Here is a 21,224-nt window from a genome sequence, read left to right as displayed (position 1 = left end):
CTTGAAAAACGTAGCGGGCGGTGCTGTACGAAACATTCTGTTTCGCGCAGCACCGCCCGCTTTTTAATGCTCTAGTTCGCCGCTATTTCGGTTCTAGAAGATACGGCGCGCCACCTTGTCAAAGAGACGGTCCGGCAGCACGGTATGCAGGAACACGGAGGGCTTAGCACCGAATCCCACCAGGTAGCGGGTCTTGGGGCGGCGCGCCTCCAGGGCTCGCAGAATAGCGTTAGAGATAACCCTGGGCTCTGAGAGGTTGGAGGAGGGCGAGTAGAGCTTGCGCATATTTGCCGCAACGCGCTGCGCCTGAGCCGCGTAGACACCGTTTCGGGAGGATTCCTCGAGGTGGTCTGCCGCAATGAGTCCCCAGGGGGTTTTGATGCCGCCGGGTTCGACAATGACCACGTCAATACCGAACTCTTCAACTTCCATGCGCAGTGCATCGCTGAACGCCTCGAGGGCGTACTTGGTGGCGTGGTACCAGGCACCCAGGGGTGAGGTAATACGCCCCGCCATCGAGGAGATGTTCAGGATGCGCCCGCTGCCCCGTGCGCGCATATGCGGCAGCACCAGCTGGGTGAGGCGCGCCAGGCCGAAGAGGTTCACCTCGAACTGGCGGCGTGCCTCGTCGATGGGGACGTCTTCAATGGCGCCGTAGGATCCGTAGCCTGCATTGTTGATGAGCACGTCAATGCGGCCTTCTGCGTCAATAATCTGCTGTACGGCGGCTTCCATGGACGCCTCATCGGTAACGTCCAGGCTGAGCGCTTTCACGCCCTCGGAGGCGAGCTCTTCAATCTTCTCAACGCGGCGGGCGGCACCGTAGACGGTGTATCCGTAGCGCACCAGTAGCGGCGCCACGTCGTAGCCGATACCGGAGCTGGCGCCGGTGAGAAGAACGACGGGGCGTTGCAGTGACTTGGGCATTGCGTATCCTTTCGGGTTGCTCCCTGTGATGTTAGCGGGAGTGTACTTCTCAGGGTACGCCCGCGCGGGGTGTACGAGCGTGCAGAAAGCTCAGGGCGTAGCTGAGGGTATTCTTGCCGCCATATGTGAGGGCAGGAGAACAGAGAAAAAGCTCGCCGCGGCATCCGGTGCAGATGCGGCGGCGAGCTAAGGTTTTGGGGTCAGGGGTTTAGAGGCCGGGGATTAGACCTCTTCGACGTCAATATTGACCTTGGGTTCGGGGTGCGATTCGCCGGTCAGCATGGTCACCAGCAGGGTAGAGTCCTTCACAGCGCGCAGGGAGTGCAGCAGCTTGGCGGTCACGTGAATCGGCTTGCCGGGCACCAGGGTAATATCGCGGTCCTTCACGTGGAAGATAACTTCACCCTTGAGCACCTGCACGAAGACGGGGTGGACGCTGTGGTGCTCGTGCCAGGACTGGCCTGCAGCCAGTTCCATGAGGGTCAGGTTGCCGCCGTCGGCATCAACGATCTTGCGGGCCTGGGGCTTATCTTCAAAGGGGGTCAGCGCTTCGGTGAGCTGGGGGAATACGAGGACGCGGCCTTCGTGGGTACCTGCCATGGTACGCACCTTTCTCTTCAGGGGTGAGTGAAAGGGGGTGCGCAACCCCCTCCTTATTATTGGTATTTAAAATACTAAATTACTTATATTGTATTCCCCTCCCCGCACCCGGACAATACCTCAACTCACACCGAGCTGAAACACCCCGAGCAGGGAGGGGAACAACGTCTACTGATAACTCCACACCTTCGAATAGGCGGAGCGATTACTATTACGCGGACGCAACAGGTTCACCATCAACGCCGTCGTACCAAAGCTCACCGCAATAATCATGCAGGTCGCCGCGGTAAACGCACCACCGGGAATCGGCGCAAAAATCGCAATCAGATACAGGATCACCGCGCAGAACGACAGGAACAGCGTCGCAATCGTCATCAACGGCACCAGCACCAAACCACCACGCGCCGGCACCGCAAAATCTGCCGGACGCACATAACGCAACACACCCATACCCACAACCGTCCAGATGGCGGTGACCAGAATAGCGGTCACCACATCCGCCGGGCGATGCCAACCGTTAATAATCGTGGAGGCACCCGTCAGGCAGGTTGCCAACGCCGCGCAGAGAGCCACCGTGGGCCGCAAAAAACGAGGCGCCGCCAGGAAGAGCGCCGCACCAGCCGCCGCCGCAAAGGTCGTGTGGCCACTGGGCGCCGAGTTGCTCAGCGCCTCCTGAACACCCAGGTCGGGCTTCACAATCAGGTAGTGCTTGAGCAGGTACGTGCTCGTCACCGCCGCAGCACCGGCCATCACACCAATCAGCGAAGGCAGGAACCGGTGCTTCCAAATCAGCACCGCAACCAGACCCAGCACCGCAATCACACCAACAATCGTGGGCAAAGAATCCAGCGCCGTCAGGGTCGGACCGCGGTAACTCTTGAACTGATGCGCATACTCGGTGTACGCCTGCTCATCAACCTGCTGGCCAGTCGTTGTGTAAATGAAGAACACAAACGCACCGTAGAGAGACAGACCCAAGAACAGCAACGCCATCACGTGACGCATCAAAATACCGGTACTCGGAAGATGGTGCCCCTGCTCTTCGCCGGGACGATTCACCGGGCGGCCCGAAGCATCCACGGGAACCTGACCGGTCTGAACATACGCACCGTTCGGGTAGGCGGCGGCAGGATACGCCTCGGGAGGATAAGCCACCGGCTGCGGAGGCATCGCACGCGTGGGAAGAGGCTGTTGAGCACCCATTTGAGGCGCACCCATTGGGGAAGCACCCATCTGATTGTTCAGCGGGAAACCGCTCACCGGAGGCTTCGGCGGGTCCAGACGGCGCGTAGCCTGCATCGGTTCATCCGCGCTGTAGTTCCCCTGAGAGGCGCGTTCCTGCGGCGAGGGAATCGTCTCAGGAATCTTAATGGGGGCACGGTAAGCGCGCGGCAAAGGACGAGTCGCGCCAATAACCTCTGAGGTGTCGGGGTGCGAAGAAATAACTTCGGTATTCGCAGATTCAGCGTTCGCGGAACCGGTATTCATGGAACCTGCAGGCGCAGTTTTGTTAGCCGGCGAGGAACCGTAATCCGTCAAAACTTTCGTGCGGTCATCACTGTGCGTAGCGGCAGGGGTAGCCGTTTCGTGGGAGGTGAGCACCTGGGTAGCATCCTGATAATCAGAGAGCACCGCAGTCGGGTCCTGATAATCAGAGAGCACCGCAGTCTCATCAGAGGAAAACACCGTAGTGGGCGCATTGTCAGTAGCGGCCGCATGCACATCAGCGGGGTGAAGCACACTGGTAGCATCGAGGTTTTCGGAGCTCTCCCAACCGGAGTTTTCCGAACCCGATGTATTTGCCGGTGTTTTCTTCTTCATAACCCTTTGTACCTTCTCGCCCTCATGTCTGTTAGTGATACCCGAGCCCGCCGATGCCAGCCCCTCAAAACGGTAGCCCCCAAGCTGCCGTTTTATGCGAAGCACCGTCCGAGTTCTCGGGCGAATAACTACCTACTATCCCAGGTTAAGCTATGAAAAACTAAAGTTTTTTCGACCACAACCTGAGAGTTTCCAGAGAATGCGTGACAGGGTGCGAGCGCACCCACCCGCCCCCAGAATGTTATGGTGAGCTCATAGCGCATCACAGAAGGGCAGATACCTTGAACACCAGTATGAGCGTGCCGCCTCTCGGCTACGGTTTTCACCTCACGAACACTCCCCTGCCGCCGCTGCAGGAGGTTCTGGAGAACCTGTTCACGGTCGAAATTCCGATGACGGTCACCTTCCGCGGGGTCAACAGTCGCCAGAGTGCGCTGATTCGCGGCCCGCACGGCTGGGGCGAGTTTGCACCCTTCCTCGAGTACGGTGCGCAGGAGTCTGCCGCGTGGCTTGCCTGCGCGCTAGAGGCGGCGTGGCTGCCCACCCCGGAGCCGGTGCGTACGCGCATCCCGCTGAACGCGACCCTGCCTGCGGTACCTGCGGAGCGTGTGCCGGAGGTGCTCGCCAAGTACGAGGGGGAGATTCAGGAACTCAAAATCAAGGTGGCTGAGAAGGGCCAGAGCCTCACTGACGATATTGCCCGCGTGGCGGCGGCACGAGATGCCCTCCCTAATGCACGCCTGAAGGTGGACGCGAACATGGGCTACACCCTCGACGGTGCCCTTGAGGCACTGCGCAAGCTCTGCGAGTACGGCATTATCTACGCAGAGCAGCCCGTGGCATCCATTGAGGATATGGCTGCGCTCCGCTTTGCCATTGCTAAGGAGGGGCTGCCCGCCCGCATTGCCGCAGACGAGTCAATCCGCAAAGCGGAAGACCCGCTGAAGGTGGCTCGCGCGAACGCCGCGGACCTGATGGTTATCAAAGCGGCACCGCTGGGCGGTGTACGCCGTGCGCTCGCGCTGGTTGAGCAGGCGCAGCTTCCGGCGGTGGTTTCTTCTGCGTTGGAGTCTTCGGTGGGCATTGGTGTCGGTGCGTCCCTGGCGGCCTCCCTACCGACCCTAAAGTACGGGTGCGGTCTGGGCACGGTCTCCCTCATGGCTAAGGACGTTACCGACGAGCCGCTCATCGCCCGCGACGGGTTCATGGACCTGCGCGCCATCACCCCCAGTCCGCAGCGCCTGGAGCGTCTCGCCACCGACATGCAGACCCGCCAGTGGTGGGTGGAGCGAGTCACTGCCTGCTACCGGGTACTGGAACGCGCCTGCGGACTGTGAAGACTGTAGTTATCAAGGTTGCGCCTGTGAAGGGTAACCATAACTGAATGAAAAACCTTACGGCATTAGAATGGTACGGTGACTGAAAACCGCTCAACCCCCGCCATGCTCACCGCAGTATCCGTGCTCGATTCGCTGATTCGTGCCGGTATGCGGCATGTTGTCGTGTCTCCGGGATCCCGTAGCGCACCTCTTGCGTACGCTATTGCCGCCGCCGCTGAAGCCGGCGCCCTCATTGCGCACGTGCGCGTGGACGAGCGAAGTGCAGCCTTTACCGCCTTGGGTATTGCCAAGGCGTCCGGTCAGCCCGTGGGCTTGGTGTGCACCTCCGGTACGGCTCTGGGCGAGTACATGCCCGCCGTCATGGAGGCCTACCACGCCGGTGTGCCCCTGGCGGTGCTGAGCGCTGACCGCCCGGAGCGTCTGCGCGGTAGCGGCGTGAATCAGACGACCCGCCAGGCGAGTTTCTTCTATCCTTTTGTGCGTGCTGAAGCTGATTTGACCTCCTACCCCGAGCAGGTGGAGGGCGAGCAGACTCAGGCTTTTGCCGCCTGCCTGAATGCGCTGACCGGTCGTAGCGCCGAGCATTGGCGCAAGCAGTCGGCGGAGCCGATTGGCCCGGTGCACCTGAACATTTGTTTCGATACGCCGCTGACCCCCTCTGGCCGTTTTGCGCAGATGCTGCCGCAGTGGGCGCAGAGCCTGCTGGAGGATTACGACCCGCAGGCTGAGGGCCGTGCCCGCGCCGCCCGCGCTGAGGGTTCCGGGCTCTCCAGCGCCGAGCAGCGTTGGCTTCTGGATTCTTTGGAGGCGCAGGCGGACCTGGCGGAGTTCACCCCGGCGCACCGCACCGTGGTGGTTGCCGCTGACGGTGCCGGCGAGTTTGCGGCGGAGTTCGCGCGCGTGCTGAACCTGCCGCTGTTTGCGGAGCCTTCCTCCGAGGCGCGCCACGGCGCAACCTCCATTCCTCACTACCCGCAGCTGCTCGCTGATGGTTCGTTCGCCCCCGCCGCGCAGATTGAGCGTGTGGTGCTCTTCGGCCACCCGACGCTCTCGCGCCCGATTACCGCATTGCTGGAACGCAAAGATATTCAGTGCGCGTTCTACGCCCCGCGCCGCGCCAGCTGGTACGAGCCGGGCGCTCGCTCCTTCGTGGAGCTGTCGACCCCGCACGAGCTCGCCGAGTTTGCGTGCGCATCCTCTGCTGCCGCTGATGAGCTGGTGGACGAGCTGAGCTGGCTAGAGCAGTGGGTTGAGCCCGCCCGCGAGCTGCAGGATGAGTGCCTGCGCGCCATTGCCGTCTACGAACACCCCGGTGCTGAGAGCTCGGTTGACTACACCGATTACCGCAACCGCACCGCTGGCCGCTCCTACGCCCGCCGCGTCTGGCAGGATGCGGTGGCTCAGCGCCGCCTCATGGTGCTGGGTTCTTCAAACCTGGTGCGTGATTTGGATGCGGCAGCCCCCGCCCTGGGTGAGTCCGCCCCCGCGCGCGTGTTTGCTAATCGCGGTCTTGCCGGTATTGACGGGACGATTGCGACCGCTATTGGCGTGTCGCTGTCTGGCTACTACCCTGCCGGTGTGGATGAGAACTCCCGCCCGGTCATTGGTGGTACCGCCCTGCCGGTGACCCTGCTGTGCGGTGATTTGACCTTCCAGCACGATGTGTCCTCGCTGAACCTGCCGAATACTGAGCTTCTGCCCGAGCTACGCGTCGAGGTCTTTGACGATGCCGGTGGCGGTATTTTCACGACCCTTGAACACGGTGATATGGCTCGTCAGGAGCAGTTCACTGCGGCTGTGGATCGTTTCTTCACGGTGGCTGCCGCCCCGAATACTGATTTGGCGCGCATGGCTGCCGGGTTTGGCACCGAATCGGGCGTTGAGGTGCGCATTCACACACCCTAAAGCTGTTTCTAAAGGCAGCAGGCTAAGCCCCCTGCGCAGGGTTGACCGATATACTGAAAACTACCTGTGCCATAGCCTTCCGTGGCTGAAAGCTAGCCGGTTGTAGCGGTTTCACTCGCCGCTGCATTCGCGTTTTTTTGCGCCCCTGCTGACGTAAGGCACCCTATCTATCATTTATTGACATTCACGCTCTTGCCGCTGATGCACACCGCCCGCGACCCGAGGTTTTACCCCGGTGAGCCCGGTGCATGCGGCGGACGTCGCTCCCAAGGATTCTCATGAGCTCACTCGATATTATTGTTGCCGTCCCCTCCGGAGCCGGTTGGGTTCCCGTACACGCTATGGCGGAGCTTCTCGCCCGCTACACCGGCGGTACCGTACACACCGTGGATGTGGGCGCATCCCTCAGCAAGGAAACGAAGCTTCTGGCGCGTCTGCCCCGCCTCAAGGGCGGCTCGAAGCGTTGCCTGGTGATTGCTTCTGATCCCGGTCAGCTGTACGCCATTTCGCAGCGTTCCTTCGCGTTCCGCCGCTACGGCGTGATTTACGGCTGGGTGATTGATAGCTTCTGGGATGACCGTATTCCCGCCGTTGCGAAGTCCTCCACCTACGACCGTATTTTCGTTGCGGACGTTGATGACGTTCAGCCCTGGACTGCCGCGGGCGTGAAGAACCCCGGCGTTCTGCCCTGGGGTGCGGATGTTTGGAGCAAGTTCAGCGACCGTCTGGCGGCGCTGGAGTCGAAGAGCACCGACCTGCTGCGCGTGGGTCGCCAGCCCGCCGCCTACGAAGATGACGAGGCGACCGCCGCCCTCGCCGGCGAGCTGGGTCTGAGCTTTGAGGGCCGCCCGCCCTTCGGTGCAAATGACCGCGAGTCGGCTCAGCACCTGCAGGATTCGCTGAACCGCGCGAAGTTCCTGCTAGCCTTCTCTACCTCGGTGAGCCCCGCCCCCTACACTCACCCGACCAAGGAGTACATCACCGGCCGTTGGACCGACGCCCTGGCTTCGGGCGTGACCGTGGTCGGCAAGGTTCCGAACACCACCACCGTACGTGAAATCCTTTGGGATGGCGCGACCATCGACATTGATCACGCTGATGCACGCGCGGGCCTCGCGCAGGTTGCCGACGCTGCCGCCCGCTGGACCCCCGCACAGGGTGAGCAGCAGATTCGTCAGGCGCTGCAGCACCTGGATTGGCGTCACCGTTTCGTGCAGCTGTGCGAGGCGATGGGTGAGGTCCCTGCCTCTTTGACAGCTGATTGCGAGGCAATGCGCGCCCAATACGTTCAGCGCTAAAAACATCACCCTTGCTAAAAGCATGTAGCAGCTGAGGGCATAAATACAGGTGAGGGCTGGTTTCTACTGTAGAAACCAGCCCTCACCTGTATTTATGCCTCATAAGGCATATTGAATATGGGGTTTAGTACGATGCCTGACCCAGAGTAATCGGACCCGTGAAACCACTGGTATCCGGGTGCTCCGCATCGAGGTATGCCGCCACCGGCGCGCCTTCAAGCTGAGCCAAACGATCCAGCAGGAAGCGCGTAGCACCCGGCGCGTACGGCAGCTTATACATTGCCGCAGTCGTCGCCTCATCATCACGATCCAAAGTGGAGGAGCGAATCGACTCAATAGCGGTCACCATGGTGTTACGTTCACGCTCCACGAAGGTGCGGTCTACCGGCTCACCGTTACCGGGCACAAACACGCGGTAACGATCAAATTCGAGCACGGCACCAAGAGTGTCAATCCAACGGTCGGGGAAGGAATCCTCGAAGTAGGGGTCGGTACCCTCTTCAATCAGACCACCCATGAAGAGCACATCTTCAATACCGACCAGAATGTCACCATCGGTGTGGCCGGGACCCATGTACATGAGGGTTGCGCTACGCTCACCCAGATCAATGGGGGTGAAGGTAATACCGTCACCGCTATTGGCGACCAGGCGGTTGGGAACAACAATATTGGTGGCGGCACCCTGATGGTGCGCCATTTCCGGTTCGAGCGTCTCGACGTAGGGACGCTGCGCCTCACCGTATTTACGAATTGCGCGCGCGGCGCGAGGATGCGCCCAGAATTCTTCGGCACCCATTGCCGCGAAAACATCGTTACCGAAGAAACGCTCATAGTGTCCATGAGTGTTTACGACGGTGATAGGAAGGCGCGTGAGACGGCGAACCTCATCATAGATTTCGGTTGCCTGACGGGGACCTGCGCCGGTATCCACGACAAGTGCCCGTTCCAGTCCGAGGACCAGTCCGGTGTTCAGTCGGTAGTTGTCGGTCGCAATACGGTACACGCCGTCTGCGAGTTCAATAGTACGAGCCATAGATACAACCCTACTGTAATTTTTGGTACTTGCGGGGCTATTCGGGCTTCTGGAGAACATATTTTTGCACTATTGCACATCACTAAGGGCATAAAAGTGCATCATTCCGCATAATTACGCCTCTACGGGCAGGTGGCACGTGATGCTTGACAACCCCTGCAGATTGATTAGCCGGGTAGCGCATTCCCCTAGCTACCCCGCCTCCAACGAGGTTCTAGGCACGAACCAAAAATTCGCGCCCTATAGGATAGGAGTATGACTTCTTCCCCGACCTCGTCTTCCACCCCTTCGAACCTGCCTTTCCCCAGCGGTACCGGACGCTACGCCCCCTCCCCCTCGGGGGATTTGCATCTGGGTAATCTGCGTACCGCTATTTTGGCGTGGGCGATGGCTCGCCGCGGCGCCAAGCCCTTCTATCTGCGCGTGGAGGATTTGGATCGCGTGCGCCCGGGTGCTGCGGAGCGTCAGATTGCTGACTTGGTGGCGCTGGGTCTGGATTGGGATGCAAGCCCTGGCGCCCCGACAGAGCGCGTTGAGGGAGCCGAGATTAAAGAGGCGGGCGTACTGTATCAGAGCACGCGCCTTGCCGCCTATGAGCAGGCGGTTGCGCAGCTGCGCGAGGCAAACCTCGTCTATGAGTGCTTCTGTACCCGCCGCGAAATTCAGGAGGCTTCGAGTGCCCCGCACGGTGCGCCGGGCGCATACCCGGGGACCTGCCGCGAGCTGAGCAAAGCGCAGCGGGAGGAGCGCCGCACCCAGCGTCCGCCGGCTCTGCGTCTGCGCGCCGAGCGCACGAGCTACACGGTGCAGGATGATTTTTACGGCACCTACACCGACCTGGTGGATGATTTTGTGCTGGTGCGCAATGACGGCACCTACGCCTATAACCTAACCTCCGTAGTGGATGATGCATTTGTGGGGGTTGAGCAGATTGTGCGCGGTGATGATTTGCTCCCTTCGGCGCCTCGCCAGTCGTATTTGGCGCAGCTTTTGGGTTTGGCGCAGCCGCGTTACGCTCACGTGCCGCTGGCACTGAATGAGGAGGGTAAGCGCCTGGCGAAGCGTGACGGGGCGGTAACCCTGCCGCAGCTGCGTGAGGCGGGTGTCGAGATTCCGACGATTTTGGGTTGGATTGCCGCGTCTATTCCGGTGTATAACGCTGATGGCTCCGCCCATTCCGCGGATGTTCCGGTGCCTAATGCGGCGGCGATTTTGGAGCGTTTTGACCCGGCTCGTATGGCTTCTGAGCCGTGGGTCGTGAGGGATCTCTAAGCCTCTGTGACATTGTTGTGTAACAGTTCAACACTCCGAACGGCTTTTAAATTTTTCGTTTAATTCGTTTTAGATGCATATGCCATTGAGCGTTTGCGTTGCTTTTCAACTACATCTTTTGCACCGAAGTGCCCGAAACCCTGAATTTCAGGGGTTTTTCGGGCACTTTTTCGCACACGCTCCCACATTGCCCCACGTGTACGACCAAGGAATTTACACAGAAAATACATATTTATTCCATAGCTTCTCATTCCTAGACGTCAAATAGACTTTATTTTCAGCCCCTCAAAGCCTAGACTGTATCCTATGCCACTCATAAAGTTATGGGGTAGCGCATAAATACACACAGGCGCACACTATCACCAGGAGAGAAGGAACATTATGGCCGCGAGTACATACCAGGTCATCGCGCTGGCGATTTATTTTGTTGCCATGATCGCAATCGGCCTATGGGCAAATAGCAAAAACAACAGTCTTGACGACTATGTGCTGGGCGGGCGACAGCTCTCCCCCACCGTCGCCGCTCTCTCAGCGGGCGCCTCCGATATGTCCGGTTGGCTCCTCATGGGTCTGCCGGGCGCCGTCTACCTCAGCGGCCTCTCCCAGGCATGGCTCGCCGTCGGTCTGACCATCGGCGCATGGTGCAACTGGAAGTTCGTGGCACCGCGACTGCGTAGCTACACCGAAGTAGCAGGCGACGCCGTGACCGTCCCCGTCTTCCTGAGCAACCGCCTCCATGACACCAAGCGCGTGCTGCGCATCGTCTCCGGCGTCGTGATTCTGGTGTTCTTCACCTTCTACGTCTCCTCCGGCATGGTGTCCGGCGGCCTGTTCTTCAAGTCCTCCTTCGGACAGGAATACCACACCGGTATGCTCCTGCTGGCAGGCATCACCGTGTTCTACACCTTCTTCGGCGGCTTCATGGGCGCATCCTACACCGACATGGTTCAGGGCCTGCTCATGCTCGCAGCACTCATTGCCGTTCCGGTCGTCACTATTATTAACCTCGGCGGCGTGGGCCCCGTGGTTGAGTCCATCAGCCAGGTAAGTCCCGACGCACTGAGCATCTTCGCAGGCACCACCTTCGCCGGTATCGTTTCGTCCCTCGCATGGGGTTTGGGCTACTTCGGCCAGCCGCACATTATCGTGCGATTCATGGCAATGCGCACCCCCGCGGACGCTAAGTCCGGCCGCCGCATCGGCATCAGCTGGATGGTCCTGACCGTGTTCGGCGCACTGAGCGGCGCATTCATGGGTATCGCATACTTTGCACGCCACCCCGAGGCGTCCCTCACCAACCCCGAAACCGCTGAGTCGGTCTTCCTGGACCTCTCCCAGATTCTGTTCCACCCCCTCGTTGCGGGCCTGATTCTGGCTGCGGTTCTGGCGGCAATTATGTCCACCCTCTCCTCGCAGCTGATCGTGTGCTCCTCCGCTCTGGTTGAGGACCTCTACGGCATCTTCTCCTCGAAGAAGCTCAGCGCATCCAAGTCCCTGTGGCTCGGCCGTGCAGGCGTGGCAATCGTGGCGCTGGTCGCCGGTGCCCTGGCATGGAACCCCAACAGCTCCATTCTGCAGCTGGTCGCATTCGCTTGGGCTGGCTTCGGTTCGGCATTCGGCCCGACCGTTCTGCTCTCCCTCTACTGGCGTAAGCTGACCACCCAGGGTGCACTCGCCTCCATGATCACCGGTGCCGTTGTGGCATTCGCATGGGGCCAGAGCCCGATGAAGTCCGTGCTCTACGAAATGGTTCCCGGCTTCGCGTCGGCATTGCTGATCGCAATCATCGTCTCCCTGGTCACCTACAAGAAGAACCAGGTCATTGACGAAGAGTTCGACCGCGCGGTAGAGCTCGCAAAGGTCAAGTAACCCCTAGGTAACCAAGACCGGGTAAGCTTCCTTACCCAACTTCTAAGGCCCGGGTCGCACCCACGCGGTCCGGGCCTTCCTATATGCCCGGCAACCTGATTCGCTATGCCCGGCAACCTGGTTCGCAGCCTCAGACAGCGCCCGGGCAACGTAGAATAGGGTCTATGACTGCACAACTTCCCGAAAAGGTCTCGGACATCTTCAACCCCGCCGACTGGCGCGTCGTCGAAGGCTTCGAAGACTTCACCGACATCACCTACCACCGCCAGGTTGAGCGCGACGAAAACGGCGAAATCCTACGCGATCTGCCCACCGTGCGCATCGCATTCGACCGCCCCGAGGTCCGCAACGCGTTCCGTCCGCACACCGTGGACGAACTCTACCGTGCCCTCGACCACGCCCGAATGACCTCCAACGTAGGCACCGTACTGCTCACCGGCAACGGCCCCTCCGCCAAGGACGGCGGCTGGGCATTCTGCTCCGGCGGCGACCAGCGCATCCGCGGCCGCGACGGCTACCACTACGCCAGCGGCGACACCGCAGAAAGCATCGACCCGGCACGCGCAGGCCGACTGCACATCCTGGAAGTGCAGCGCCTCATCCGCACCATGCCCAAGGTCGTTATCGCCCTCGTCTCCGGCTGGGCTGCAGGCGGCGGCCACTCCCTGCACGTAGTTGCTGACCTGACCATCGCCTCCGAAGAGTACGGCAAGTTCAAGCAGACCGACGCAACCGTCGGCTCCTTCGACGCAGGCTACGGTTCGGCGCTGCTCGCACGCCAGGTGGGTCAGAAGTTCGCCCGCGAAATCTTCTTCCTCGCCAAGGAATACGACGCACAGCGCATGTACGAAATGGGCGCAGTCAACGACGTCGTCCCCCACGCAGAGCTCGAGAACAAGGGCCTGGAATACGCGGCGCACATTGCCCGCCAGTCCCCGCAGGCAATCCGCATGCTCAAGTACGCCTTCAACCTGCCCGATGACGGCATGCTCGGCCAGCAGGTCTTCGCCGGTGAGGCAACCCGCATGGCGTACATGACCGACGAGGCCGTGGAAGGTCGCGACGCGTTCTTGCAGAAGCGTGACCCGGACTGGTCCAACTACCCCTACTACTTCTAAGAGACAGCCCTTCTACAGAAGTAGTTTCAGATGCATAGGCTCGGAGCCGGATTCAACCCTGAGAACCTCAGCTAAGAATCCGGCTCCAGCGCATTTGATGACGCACCGGCATATCACACCGTCGCATAACAGCACGCAGCCGCTACAAACAGCCGCTAAGGATTTAGCCATGATGAACACCCCAGTACCCGGGCTCGCGCCCTCCCCCGCCCCGCAGGAGGTTGCCCTGCACTCGCAGGCGGTACAGGTGCGCGCCGATCAGCCCGCCGACCCTCACGCCATGCTGGGTGCCTTTGAGCAGCTACTGGGTGGGTACGCGGCGGATGCGGGTGCGGCTACGGAGCCTATCGCCCTGGTGGTGGGCACCTCCGGATCCACCGGAACCCCTAAACGCACCGCACTGACTGCGCGAGCTCTTGTTGCCAGTGCGGTAGCCACCGAGCGCTTCTTCGCCTCAAACTCCGATGCGGCATCGCAGTGGCTTCTGGCTCTTCCGGCGCACTATATTGCTGGCGCGCAGGTGCTCGCCCGCTCCGTGCTCGCCGGTACCGCCCCGGTCATTGCCCGCTCTGTGACCGAGCCGGTGCATTTCACTCCCGAGGTTTTTCTGCAGGCGGTTGAGCATATGAGCTCGGCACGCCGGTTTATCTCCCTGGTGCCCACCCAGCTCCATAAGCTGCTCGAAAGCGCGGACGCCAACCCGCACCTGGGCGCTGAAATTCACGAGGCGCTCGGCTCCTTCACCGGCATCCTACTCGGAGGCGCTCCCGCCAGCGCCGACTTGCTCGCCGCCGCCACCGCACTGGGGCTGAACACGGTGACCACCTACGGTAGCGCCGAAACCGCCGGCGGATGCGTCTACTCCGGCTCCGTACTGCCCGGCGTGCGGGTTGAGCTCGTACCCGAAGAAGGTATGCCCGCCGTACCGGATATTGAGGGGAAGTCGGCGAATGAAGAGTCTGTGCAGGTGGGTCGTATTTGGATCAGCGGCGCGCACCTCGCCAGCGGCTACATTGGCGACGCCGCCCGCACCGCCGAGCACTTCTTCACCGCCGCCGACGGCACCCGCTGGTACCGCACCGACGACTACGGGCTGCTGAGCCCTGCAGCAGCTCCCAACAGCAACAAGAACTGTAGCGAGCCGCGCCTGCAGGTGCTCGGCCGTAGCGACGACGTACTCATCAGCGGAGGCGTAAAAATCTCCGCCCGCGCCGTGGCGACCGTCCTCGAAGAGCACCCCTCCGTACGCGAAGCCTGCGTAGTCGGCCTACCCGATGCCCGCTGGGGCACAGCCATTGCCGCCGTGGTCACGCTCGTACCTTCTGCCGGTGCCGCGGCTACATCTACCGAGAATCGTCCCTCCCTGAACGAAGAACTCTGCGCCCTACTGCGTGCCCGCTGCGCAGAAAAGCTCGGCGCGCCCGCCGCACCCAAGCAGCTGAGCATCCTGCCGGATTTCCCACTCACCAGCACCGGTAAGCCGGACCGTGCAGAAATATACAGTATCCTGGACAGAGACTATCGTCAGGGCTAAAGCAGGCTCATCCGCGGGTTTTCACCCCGCACACGCAGTCGCCCGCACGCTCTGACCGTCACCGTCACAACCCGTCTCATCACAAAACCCACGCATCATACGCACTTAGACCCGGAAGGAACCCCCGTGGCAACTGCCGCCCAATGGATTGAAGGCGCTCGCCTGCGCACCCTGCCGCTCGCCGTCGCCCCCATTATTGCCGGCTCAGCTGCTGCCTACGAGGTCAACGAATTCAAGCCGCTCTACGCGTTCTTGGCGTTCCTCGTCGCGTTCTTCCTGCAGGTTGGTGTGAACTACGCCAACGACTACTCCGACGGCATCAAGGGCACCGACGAAGACCGCGTGGGTCCGCTACGCCTCGTCGGTTCCGGTGTGGCAAGCCCCCGCTCCGTCAAGTACGCCGCCTTCGCCTGCTTCGGTCTAGCGATGCTTGCCGGTCTTGCCCTGGTGGCTCTGGCGAACCAGTGGTGGTTCCTGGCGATTGGCGCCTCCAGCGTCTTCGCGGCGTGGGGCTACACCGGCGGCAAGCACCCCTACGGCTACATGGGCCTGGGTGACGTGTTCGTCTTCGTCTACTTTGGTCTGGTTGCTACCCTGGGCACCCTCTACACGCAGGCGCACACCCTGACCCTGCTCGGCTGGGTTGGTGCTATCGGCATTGGTCTGATTTCCTGTGCGCTCCTCATGGCGAATAACGTGCGTGACATTCCCACCGACATTGAGGCGGGCAAGCTGACCATGGCGGTCCGCCTGGGCGAACGCTGGTCGCGCATCACCTACATCGTGGAGATGGCGCTGGCACTGGGTCTGGGCGTGCTCCTGCTCGATGAGAACCCCTGGTTCCTGCTGATCTTCCTGCTGGTCGGCCCGACCATCCACTCCTGCGTGACCGTGTGGACGCGCGGCGGCCGCGACCTGATTCCCGTGCTCAAGCAGGCGGGTATTGTGGCGCTCGTGTACTCCGTGATTCTTGCCCTCGCCGTGTGGCTGGGCTCGCTGGACATTATTAGCCACGAGGTTCAGGTGTTCACCGGCTACTAAGACTGGCTACTAAGCCGACGTACGATTCTGCGCCGGATTGCCGCGCCATTACGCCGCTAGCGGGCACCCGGTTCACAGTTCCGCAATAACGCGGCGGTATGTCATAGTAGTGCTTATGATTCGAGCCATGCTGATTATTGGCGGCGCCGCCCTCATCGTGGGGCTGACCCTCTACACCCTCTTGGACGCCGTCCGCACCCCCGCACACGAGGCGCGAACCCTGCCCAAGTGGCTGTGGGTTCTCGTTACCTTGCTCTTCCCCGTGGTGGGCCCGCTCATGTGGCTTATCCTGGGCCGCCCCAAGGCACAGCCCGCAGCAGGTGGTCCTCGCCCCGGCTTCGGTCAGCGACGCGGCACCCCGGCGCCCTCGGTGTCTTCCCCCGACGACGATGAAGAGTACCTGCGCTGGCTCAAGGCAAAAGCAGAACGCGAACGCCGCAGCCGCGAAGCAGATTCGAACAACAAGCAGGATTCTGATCATAAGGACCCCGAGCTTAAGAACCCCGAGGACGGCACACCGAATCAGGATAACGGGCAGAACTAGTCAGGACAGCTAGGTTTGCAGCTCGTGCGCCCCTCAAGGTTTACAGTAAGAGGCTGTGAGCGCATCCGTAACGGATGGGCTCACAGCCTCTTGCTATGCCCAAAAACAGCTTCAGGAACTAGCTACCGGATGTTTTAGCTACCGGGCAGCTGAATCACGCCACCGTACAGCGGCGCAGCAGGCTCCGAATACCCCACAAAATGCGGCATCTCATGCTCAAAATCAGTGGTGCTAAACGCCAGAGTCGTAATCGACGCCAGGTTGCACTCACGGGCACGCGGGTCATGCTGCAGCATGCGGCCCTCAACGCCCAGGCGAGTAATCCAAATCGGCAGCTGGTGCGACACAATAATCGCCTCCGCACCCTTGCCGCCCAACTCGTAGGCGGTACGCGCCGCATCCTGAACAGCCGCCGCCATACGGCGAATCTGATCCAGGTACGACTCACCCCAGGAGGGGCGCGCCGGGTTGTACAGCTTCGTCCAGTGACGCGGGTTCCTCAGCAGCTCCTGCGCGTTCACGTGCAGACCCTCAAAGTAGTTATCCGCCTCAATGACGCGCTCATCCGGCTGCGCGGTCAGGCCCAGCAGCTCCTCAACCGGGGCGGCAGACTCACGGGTACGCTGCAACGGCGAGCAGACCAGGTGCACGAAACGGGCGCCTCGCTCAGAACGAGCCGCGAACTCCTCAGCACTCAGACGCACCATCTGCTGGCCCTTATTGGACAGACGGTAGCCGGGCAGACGGCCGTACACAATGCGCTCGGGGTTGTGCACCTCGCCGTGACGCATGAGGTGAACTTTAATGGTGGAAGTTTCAGTCATAATCCCAGTCTCTCAGATAGCGCGCCGCACCCCAAACAGGTGACCCGCACATACCCTCTACAAATACAAAACCCGGCGTACAAAACCCAGCCCGCAAAAACTACAGGAACGCAAAAACCCCGCCTCTCCATACGGAGGGCGGGGCGAAAGAAGTCTATTTACTTCTTGTTGCGGCGCTGGTGGCGGGTCTTACGAAGCAGCTTGCGGTGCTTCTTCTTGGACATACGCTTGCGGCGCTTCTTGATAACGGAACCCATAGGATTTCCTCACTTTACTCGTACCCGGCCGAGCCATTCGACTCGGTAGCTACCCGGGGATATTTATACCGGTATAACCGATCCAAAACGCATTTTAGGCACAGAAATACCCTTGCGTTTTAGAGCGCTACCTACCTAGAGTACTAGGTTTACCCCCATTTTCACCATTCGAGAGCGGCTTTTCAGGAGTTTTTCCCTGAATTTCCGCTTTTCCCGCGGGTATATCGAGGATATCTCGGGGCGAAAACAGGGATTCGGTAGCCCTAACGGCGCTTCTTCTTCGACTTCTTCGAGCCCTTAGCGCGGCCATGAGACAGCACCGAACCGGAAGAAGCTACAGCAGCATCAGGAGTGCTCTCCTCAGCCGAGGAGGCAGCCTCTACCGATTCCGCAGCCGATTCCTGCGCGGGGTCAGAAGCCTCAGCGGGTTCTTCAACGGCGCTTTCCTCAGCTACCTCTTTCTCAGCAGCTTCTTGTTCAGCCGCCGCGTGCAACGCCTTCAAACGCTCAGCACGCTCAGCCTCGGCACGAGCCAGCGCCTCCTGATCAATGACGGGCTGGGGCTCAGGCTGGAGCTCATGCTGGGGCTCGGACTTCGTTTCAGCCTTCAGAACCTGCTCCTTCACTGCCTGATCCTTCTCAGCGCTCTCCTGCGCTTCGTCATGCTCAGGCTCGTACACATCTACGCCGAAGAAACGCTTCATCTTCGAGAAGATGCCGCGGCGTTCCTGCACCGGCTCCTCATGAGGAAGCTTCTCGTAAGTATCGTGAATGGTCGCTGCCGCCTCAAGACGGGTAGGCTCAGCCGCCTGAGTAGCGGGCTCCTCCTGGCGCGCCGGGGCACGCAGAACCTTCTCAGAGGACGCCGACTCAGCAGACGCAGAGGTAGCCGCAACAACCGCAGGACGCGCGGTACGAGCAGGCGCAGTCAGCACCTGGCTACGGTCCACCGGCTTAATGATGGTCGCACGCACCGGAGAAATAATCTGGCCGCTACGACGACGCGGAGCCGCCGTAGAAGCACGCAGAACCTTCGCGGGACCCTCAGCCTCTTCCTGCGCGTACGCGGCAGGGACGCTCGGCAGATGACCGCTGGGGGTCTGGGAGCTGAGAGTCTGCGAATTGAGGGTCTGGGCGCCAGACACCGGAGCCACAGAAGCAGCCGGGGTAGCCTGAGCGACCGGGGCAGCCTGAGCAGACGGGTTGAAGCCGCGCGGGGTGCCGAAGCTCAGCGGCACATCCGCGCTCACCGAATGAGCGGTAGGCTGCGCGGGAGCAACAGGAGCTACAGCAGGTGCGGGCTGAGCAACAGCGGGGATGGAACGTTCTACCTTGTCAGAGCCAGAAGCGTTAGAGCTAGAAAGAACCTCAGCAGGCTCATCAACCCGCTCCACAGGAGTCTCAGCAGCAGTCTCCTCAATGTAGACAATATCGCCCTCAGGCACCGTGTACTCCACGACAGAAGACGGAGCAGAAACCTGAACAGGCTCAGCCGCAGGCTCCACAGAAGCGGGTGCCGCAACGGGTGCATCTGCGGCGGGCAGAGCCTCCGCATCAGCGAAGGACGGGTCATCCTGCAGCAAATCGTCAAAGTCATCAGCGGCGAACTCATCCACATCAACCGGCGCGAACTCAGACGCAATCGGCTCGCCCGGCAGACCATTCGCAGAGGTCGCCTCCTGCTCCAGGTCAATACCGGCATCGGAATACATGCCGCGCAGCTGACCAATCACCATGGCACGCGCAGTCGCAGCGTCGCCAGCCTTCAGAGCCTCCGCAATAGCGCGGCTCTCAGCACGCAGACGCTCCACAGCGCTACTCCACAGCGGCATACGGCCCACCAGCGACAGCATCGACTCAAAACTCGGCTGACGCACCGACGCGAGCAGACCCACCAGCAACTCATTACCACCGCAACGCATCACCTGGTGGTGGAACGTCAACAGAAGCTCCAGGAAGTCACGAATCGACAGATCGAAATCTTCCATCTGCTCCAGGACCTCGTCCATCTCCACAAAGGAGGCGGTCTTCGGGTCAATACGCGCAATCGCCCAGCTTTCCAGCAGAATACGAGTCTGCACCAGGTCACGAGTCGGGTAACGCGAGCTGGACATGTGCAGGCGCAGAGCAGCGCTAGCGGCGGAAGCAGGCTCATCACTCAGGTGTACCAGCATTTCCTTGCCGCGGCCGTTGTACAGCTGCACCAGATCCATATCTTCCAGGGTGCGCAGAGCCTCGCGAGTGCGGGAACGACCCACACCAATAGCGCGCGCAATCTCGCTATCGCTGGGCAGGTCCTGACCCAGCTGAATATTGCCCTCGAACAGTTCGTTCTCGAGCCAGCGCAGAATTTTACGATGAATAGCCACGTGAATGCGTCTTTCGGTTAGATAAAGGTGAGTGAGAGTGTGTGTGCTTTATCGATGAGTTATGCCGGAGGTTGAACGGCGTCAGGGCGCGCCTTAGCGGCGGCGGCCACGCAGGAAGCCGAAGAGACCACCGCGATGAGTGTCCTTCGCCTCGGTGTTGGTCGTCTCAGTGCTGGGGCGGTACACCGAATCGTAGGCGGGCATGGTCTGGTACTCGGGCTCCTCAGCGGAGGTTTCAGCCTTAGCAGGCTCACCCTCGACAGGCTCATCTTTGGTGAGCTCATCATTGGCAGGCTCACCCTCACCGAGTTCAGCCATCTCAGTAGCTTCTGCGGGCGAAGCTGCTTCCTCAACAGACTCAGCCTCAACAGACTCAGCCTCAACAGATTCAGCCTTCACGGGCTCTTCTGCCGCGGCTTCATCCACTACGTTCTTCTCAATCACAGACTTTTCAGCGGCAGAATCCTCAGCTGCAAATTCCTTGCGGGTTGCTTCTTCCTTGACGGATTCAGCGGGTGCAACAGGCTTCTCAGCTGCACCCTTTTCGTCGGTAGCCTTTTCCTCGGCAATCTTTTCAAGCACAACAGCCTCGGGGATCACAGGGATAGGCTGAATCGAGCCACCCACAACCGCAGCGGGGTCGGTGCCATAAGACACCACAGCCGCAGGCTGAGGGAATACCACCGGCTTCTGCGCTACAACAGGCTTAGCCTCAGCAGGTGCCGCAGGGGTAGCGGCCTGAGCGGGGGTTGCCGACGCCGCGGGGGTCACCCCAGCGTCGTAACCGTAGGCTGCGGGAGTGAAGGGACGCATCGGGGTGCTATCCACTGCCTCTTCCTGCGGGGTAGGCTCAGTAGCTCCTGCCTTCTCAGCGACAGCTTCGGAAGCGGCACTCTCAGCAGCCTGCTCCGCAGGGCGCGAGTAGATGCGCGCGCTGGGGGTCAGGTACTGTGCGCGGGCGCGCTGAATGCGAGCCTGCTCGATTTCCTCGGAGGTGGGTGCCTCAACGGTGAGAGTTTCGGAGTCGGTCGCCTCGGGCTTCGGAGCACTCTTTTCGGAGGTCTTCTCGACCGGCTTCTCAGCTGCCGTCTTGTCGGAGGCAGATGCAGTCACGCCACCGGGCAGTGCCACGGGTGCGTGCGCCTCATTGGACTGGCGTGCAATCTGAACGGTCTCGTTAATCCACTCGGTCACAGTGGCGAATACATCCGGGTTCAGGGAGTAGAGGCGACGCTGCCCCTCCACGGTCACGGAGACCACATCTGCATCGCGAAGGACTTTCAGGTGCTTCGAAATGGTCGGCTGGCTCATGCCCAGCTTTTCAACCACTGCACCCACCGTGTGGGTTTGCTCAGCGAGAATACGCACAATTCGGCGGCGAGTCGGATCCGCGATGACAGAAAAAACATCAGAATGCATATAGCGATTATGACATATAAAGTGACGCCTCAAGCTTAGAATGAGGCTGATAC

General features: G+C 60.9%; 17 protein-coding genes. 9 read left to right on the top strand and 8 right to left on the bottom strand.

All coding sequences use genetic code 11. From position 1 onward, the window contains the following. Nucleotides 1-93 precede the first annotated feature (93 nt). The 3 genes from ROTMU0001_RS04185 to ROTMU0001_RS04175 form a co-directional block, all read right to left on the bottom strand. Complete coding sequence (locus ROTMU0001_RS04185; RefSeq protein WP_005508311.1) at nt 94-927, bottom strand: oxidoreductase; 834 nt, start codon at nt 925-927, stop codon at nt 94-96. A gap of 222 nt (nt 928-1,149) precedes the next feature. Next, the gene (locus ROTMU0001_RS04180; RefSeq protein WP_005504776.1) at nt 1,150-1,527 is read right to left on the bottom strand and encodes a cupin domain-containing protein; all 378 of its coding nucleotides are present in this window, start codon (nt 1,525-1,527) and stop codon (nt 1,150-1,152) included. Between the two features lie 168 nt (nt 1,528-1,695). Next, complete coding sequence (locus tag ROTMU0001_RS04175) at nt 1,696-3,348, bottom strand: phosphatase PAP2 family protein (protein ID WP_005508310.1); 1,653 nt, start codon at nt 3,346-3,348, stop codon at nt 1,696-1,698. Between the two features lie 293 nt (nt 3,349-3,641). Here ROTMU0001_RS04175 and ROTMU0001_RS04170 point away from each other — a divergent pair, with 293 nt between their 5' ends. From ROTMU0001_RS04170 to ROTMU0001_RS04160, 3 genes are all read left to right on the top strand, one after another. Then, nucleotides 3,642-4,685: an o-succinylbenzoate synthase gene (locus tag ROTMU0001_RS04170; RefSeq protein ID WP_044142315.1), complete on the top strand. Its 1,044-nt coding sequence runs from the start codon at nt 3,642-3,644 to the stop codon at nt 4,683-4,685. A gap of 78 nt (nt 4,686-4,763) precedes the next feature. Next, nucleotides 4,764-6,593 carry a 2-succinyl-5-enolpyruvyl-6-hydroxy-3-cyclohexene-1-carboxylic-acid synthase gene (gene menD, locus ROTMU0001_RS04165; protein WP_005508305.1) on the top strand — a complete coding sequence of 610 codons (1,830 nt, stop codon included), beginning with the start codon at nt 4,764-4,766 and terminating at the stop codon, nt 6,591-6,593. A 278-nt stretch (nt 6,594-6,871) separates the two neighbouring features. Next, complete coding sequence (locus ROTMU0001_RS04160; RefSeq protein WP_005508302.1) at nt 6,872-7,891, top strand: glycosyltransferase; 1,020 nt, start codon at nt 6,872-6,874, stop codon at nt 7,889-7,891. 124 nt (nt 7,892-8,015) lie between these two features. Here the strand turns inward: ROTMU0001_RS04160 and ROTMU0001_RS04155 are convergent, their stop codons facing one another. Continuing rightward, nucleotides 8,016-8,924 carry an MBL fold metallo-hydrolase gene (locus ROTMU0001_RS04155; RefSeq protein ID WP_005508301.1) on the bottom strand — a complete coding sequence of 303 codons (909 nt, stop codon included), beginning with the start codon at nt 8,922-8,924 and terminating at the stop codon, nt 8,016-8,018. Between the two features lie 255 nt (nt 8,925-9,179). Between ROTMU0001_RS04155 and gluQRS the strand changes: the two genes are divergently transcribed. From gluQRS to ROTMU0001_RS04125, 6 genes are all read left to right on the top strand, one after another. Continuing rightward, on the top strand, nt 9,180-10,196 hold the full coding sequence (gene gluQRS / locus ROTMU0001_RS04150) for a tRNA glutamyl-Q(34) synthetase GluQRS (RefSeq protein ID WP_005508300.1): 1,017 nt from the start codon (nt 9,180-9,182) through the stop codon (nt 10,194-10,196). 381 nt (nt 10,197-10,577) lie between these two features. Beyond that, a complete protein-coding gene (putP, locus tag ROTMU0001_RS04145) occupies nt 10,578-12,065 on the top strand; it encodes a sodium/proline symporter PutP (protein ID WP_005508298.1) in 1,488 nt (495 codons plus the stop codon). Nucleotides 12,066-12,229: 164 nt separating this feature from the next. Next, nucleotides 12,230-13,183, top strand: a complete 954-nt coding sequence (locus ROTMU0001_RS04140) for a 1,4-dihydroxy-2-naphthoyl-CoA synthase (RefSeq protein ID WP_005508297.1) — start codon at nt 12,230-12,232, stop codon at nt 13,181-13,183. Between the two features lie 169 nt (nt 13,184-13,352). Further along, nucleotides 13,353-14,717, top strand: coding sequence for an AMP-binding protein (locus ROTMU0001_RS04135; RefSeq protein WP_005508296.1), 1,365 nt, complete (start codon nt 13,353-13,355; stop codon nt 14,715-14,717). 126 nt (nt 14,718-14,843) lie between these two features. After that, the gene (locus ROTMU0001_RS04130; protein ID WP_005508295.1) at nt 14,844-15,758 is read left to right on the top strand and encodes a 1,4-dihydroxy-2-naphthoate polyprenyltransferase; all 915 of its coding nucleotides are present in this window, start codon (nt 14,844-14,846) and stop codon (nt 15,756-15,758) included. A gap of 115 nt (nt 15,759-15,873) precedes the next feature. Next, entirely contained in the window at nt 15,874-16,302 is a 429-nt protein-coding gene (locus ROTMU0001_RS04125) for a PLD nuclease N-terminal domain-containing protein (protein ID WP_005508294.1), read from the top strand. 134 nt (nt 16,303-16,436) lie between these two features. On the opposite strand, the gene ROTMU0001_RS04120 is transcribed toward ROTMU0001_RS04125, so the two are convergent. The 4 genes from ROTMU0001_RS04120 to ROTMU0001_RS04110 form a co-directional block, all read right to left on the bottom strand. Next, on the bottom strand, nt 16,437-17,126 hold the full coding sequence (locus tag ROTMU0001_RS04120; RefSeq protein ID WP_005508293.1) for a histidine phosphatase family protein: 690 nt from the start codon (nt 17,124-17,126) through the stop codon (nt 16,437-16,439). 158 nt (nt 17,127-17,284) lie between these two features. Beyond that, nucleotides 17,285-17,383: a 30S ribosomal protein bS22 gene (locus tag ROTMU0001_RS09015; RefSeq protein WP_005504750.1), complete on the bottom strand. Its 99-nt coding sequence runs from the start codon at nt 17,381-17,383 to the stop codon at nt 17,285-17,287. Nucleotides 17,384-17,646: 263 nt separating this feature from the next. Continuing rightward, complete coding sequence (locus ROTMU0001_RS04115; RefSeq protein WP_005508292.1) at nt 17,647-19,752, bottom strand: FadR/GntR family transcriptional regulator; 2,106 nt, start codon at nt 19,750-19,752, stop codon at nt 17,647-17,649. Nucleotides 19,753-19,845: 93 nt separating this feature from the next. Next, nucleotides 19,846-21,171, bottom strand: coding sequence for an ArsR/SmtB family transcription factor (locus ROTMU0001_RS04110; RefSeq protein ID WP_005508291.1), 1,326 nt, complete (start codon nt 21,169-21,171; stop codon nt 19,846-19,848). Between the last annotated feature and the right edge of the window lie 53 nt (nt 21,172-21,224).

This window comes from Rothia mucilaginosa ATCC 25296 (assembly GCF_000175615.1).
Lineage (GTDB): Bacteria > Actinomycetota > Actinomycetes > Actinomycetales > Micrococcaceae > Rothia > Rothia mucilaginosa.
The sequence above is the reverse complement of the archived record's forward strand: the minus strand, read 5'-3'. Positions and strand labels throughout refer to the sequence as shown.

Coding starts and splice junctions, on each gene's coding strand:
- ROTMU0001_RS04170 (WP_044142315.1), top strand. CDS start 3,642: ATGAGCGTGCCGCCTCTCGGCTACGGTTTTCACCTCACGAACACTCCC.
- ROTMU0001_RS04160 (WP_005508302.1), top strand. CDS start 6,872: ATGAGCTCACTCGATATTATTGTTGCCGTCCCCTCCGGAGCCGGTTGG.
- ROTMU0001_RS04135 (WP_005508296.1), top strand. CDS start 13,353: ATGATGAACACCCCAGTACCCGGGCTCGCGCCCTCCCCCGCCCCGCAG.
- putP (WP_005508298.1), top strand. CDS start 10,578: ATGGCCGCGAGTACATACCAGGTCATCGCGCTGGCGATTTATTTTGTT.
- ROTMU0001_RS04155 (WP_005508301.1), bottom strand. CDS start 8,924: ATGGCTCGTACTATTGAACTCGCAGACGGCGTGTACCGTATTGCGACC.
- ROTMU0001_RS04140 (WP_005508297.1), top strand. CDS start 12,230: ATGACTGCACAACTTCCCGAAAAGGTCTCGGACATCTTCAACCCCGCC.
- ROTMU0001_RS04120 (WP_005508293.1), bottom strand. CDS start 17,126: ATGACTGAAACTTCCACCATTAAAGTTCACCTCATGCGTCACGGCGAG.
- ROTMU0001_RS04180 (WP_005504776.1), bottom strand. CDS start 1,527: ATGGCAGGTACCCACGAAGGCCGCGTCCTCGTATTCCCCCAGCTCACC.
- gluQRS (WP_005508300.1), top strand. CDS start 9,180: ATGACTTCTTCCCCGACCTCGTCTTCCACCCCTTCGAACCTGCCTTTC.
- ROTMU0001_RS04175 (WP_005508310.1), bottom strand. CDS start 3,348: ATGAAGAAGAAAACACCGGCAAATACATCGGGTTCGGAAAACTCCGGT.
- ROTMU0001_RS04125 (WP_005508294.1), top strand. CDS start 15,874: ATGATTCGAGCCATGCTGATTATTGGCGGCGCCGCCCTCATCGTGGGG.
- ROTMU0001_RS04185 (WP_005508311.1), bottom strand. CDS start 927: ATGCCCAAGTCACTGCAACGCCCCGTCGTTCTTCTCACCGGCGCCAGC.
- ROTMU0001_RS09015 (WP_005504750.1), bottom strand. CDS start 17,383: ATGGGTTCCGTTATCAAGAAGCGCCGCAAGCGTATGTCCAAGAAGAAG.
- ROTMU0001_RS04110 (WP_005508291.1), bottom strand. CDS start 21,171: ATGCATTCTGATGTTTTTTCTGTCATCGCGGATCCGACTCGCCGCCGA.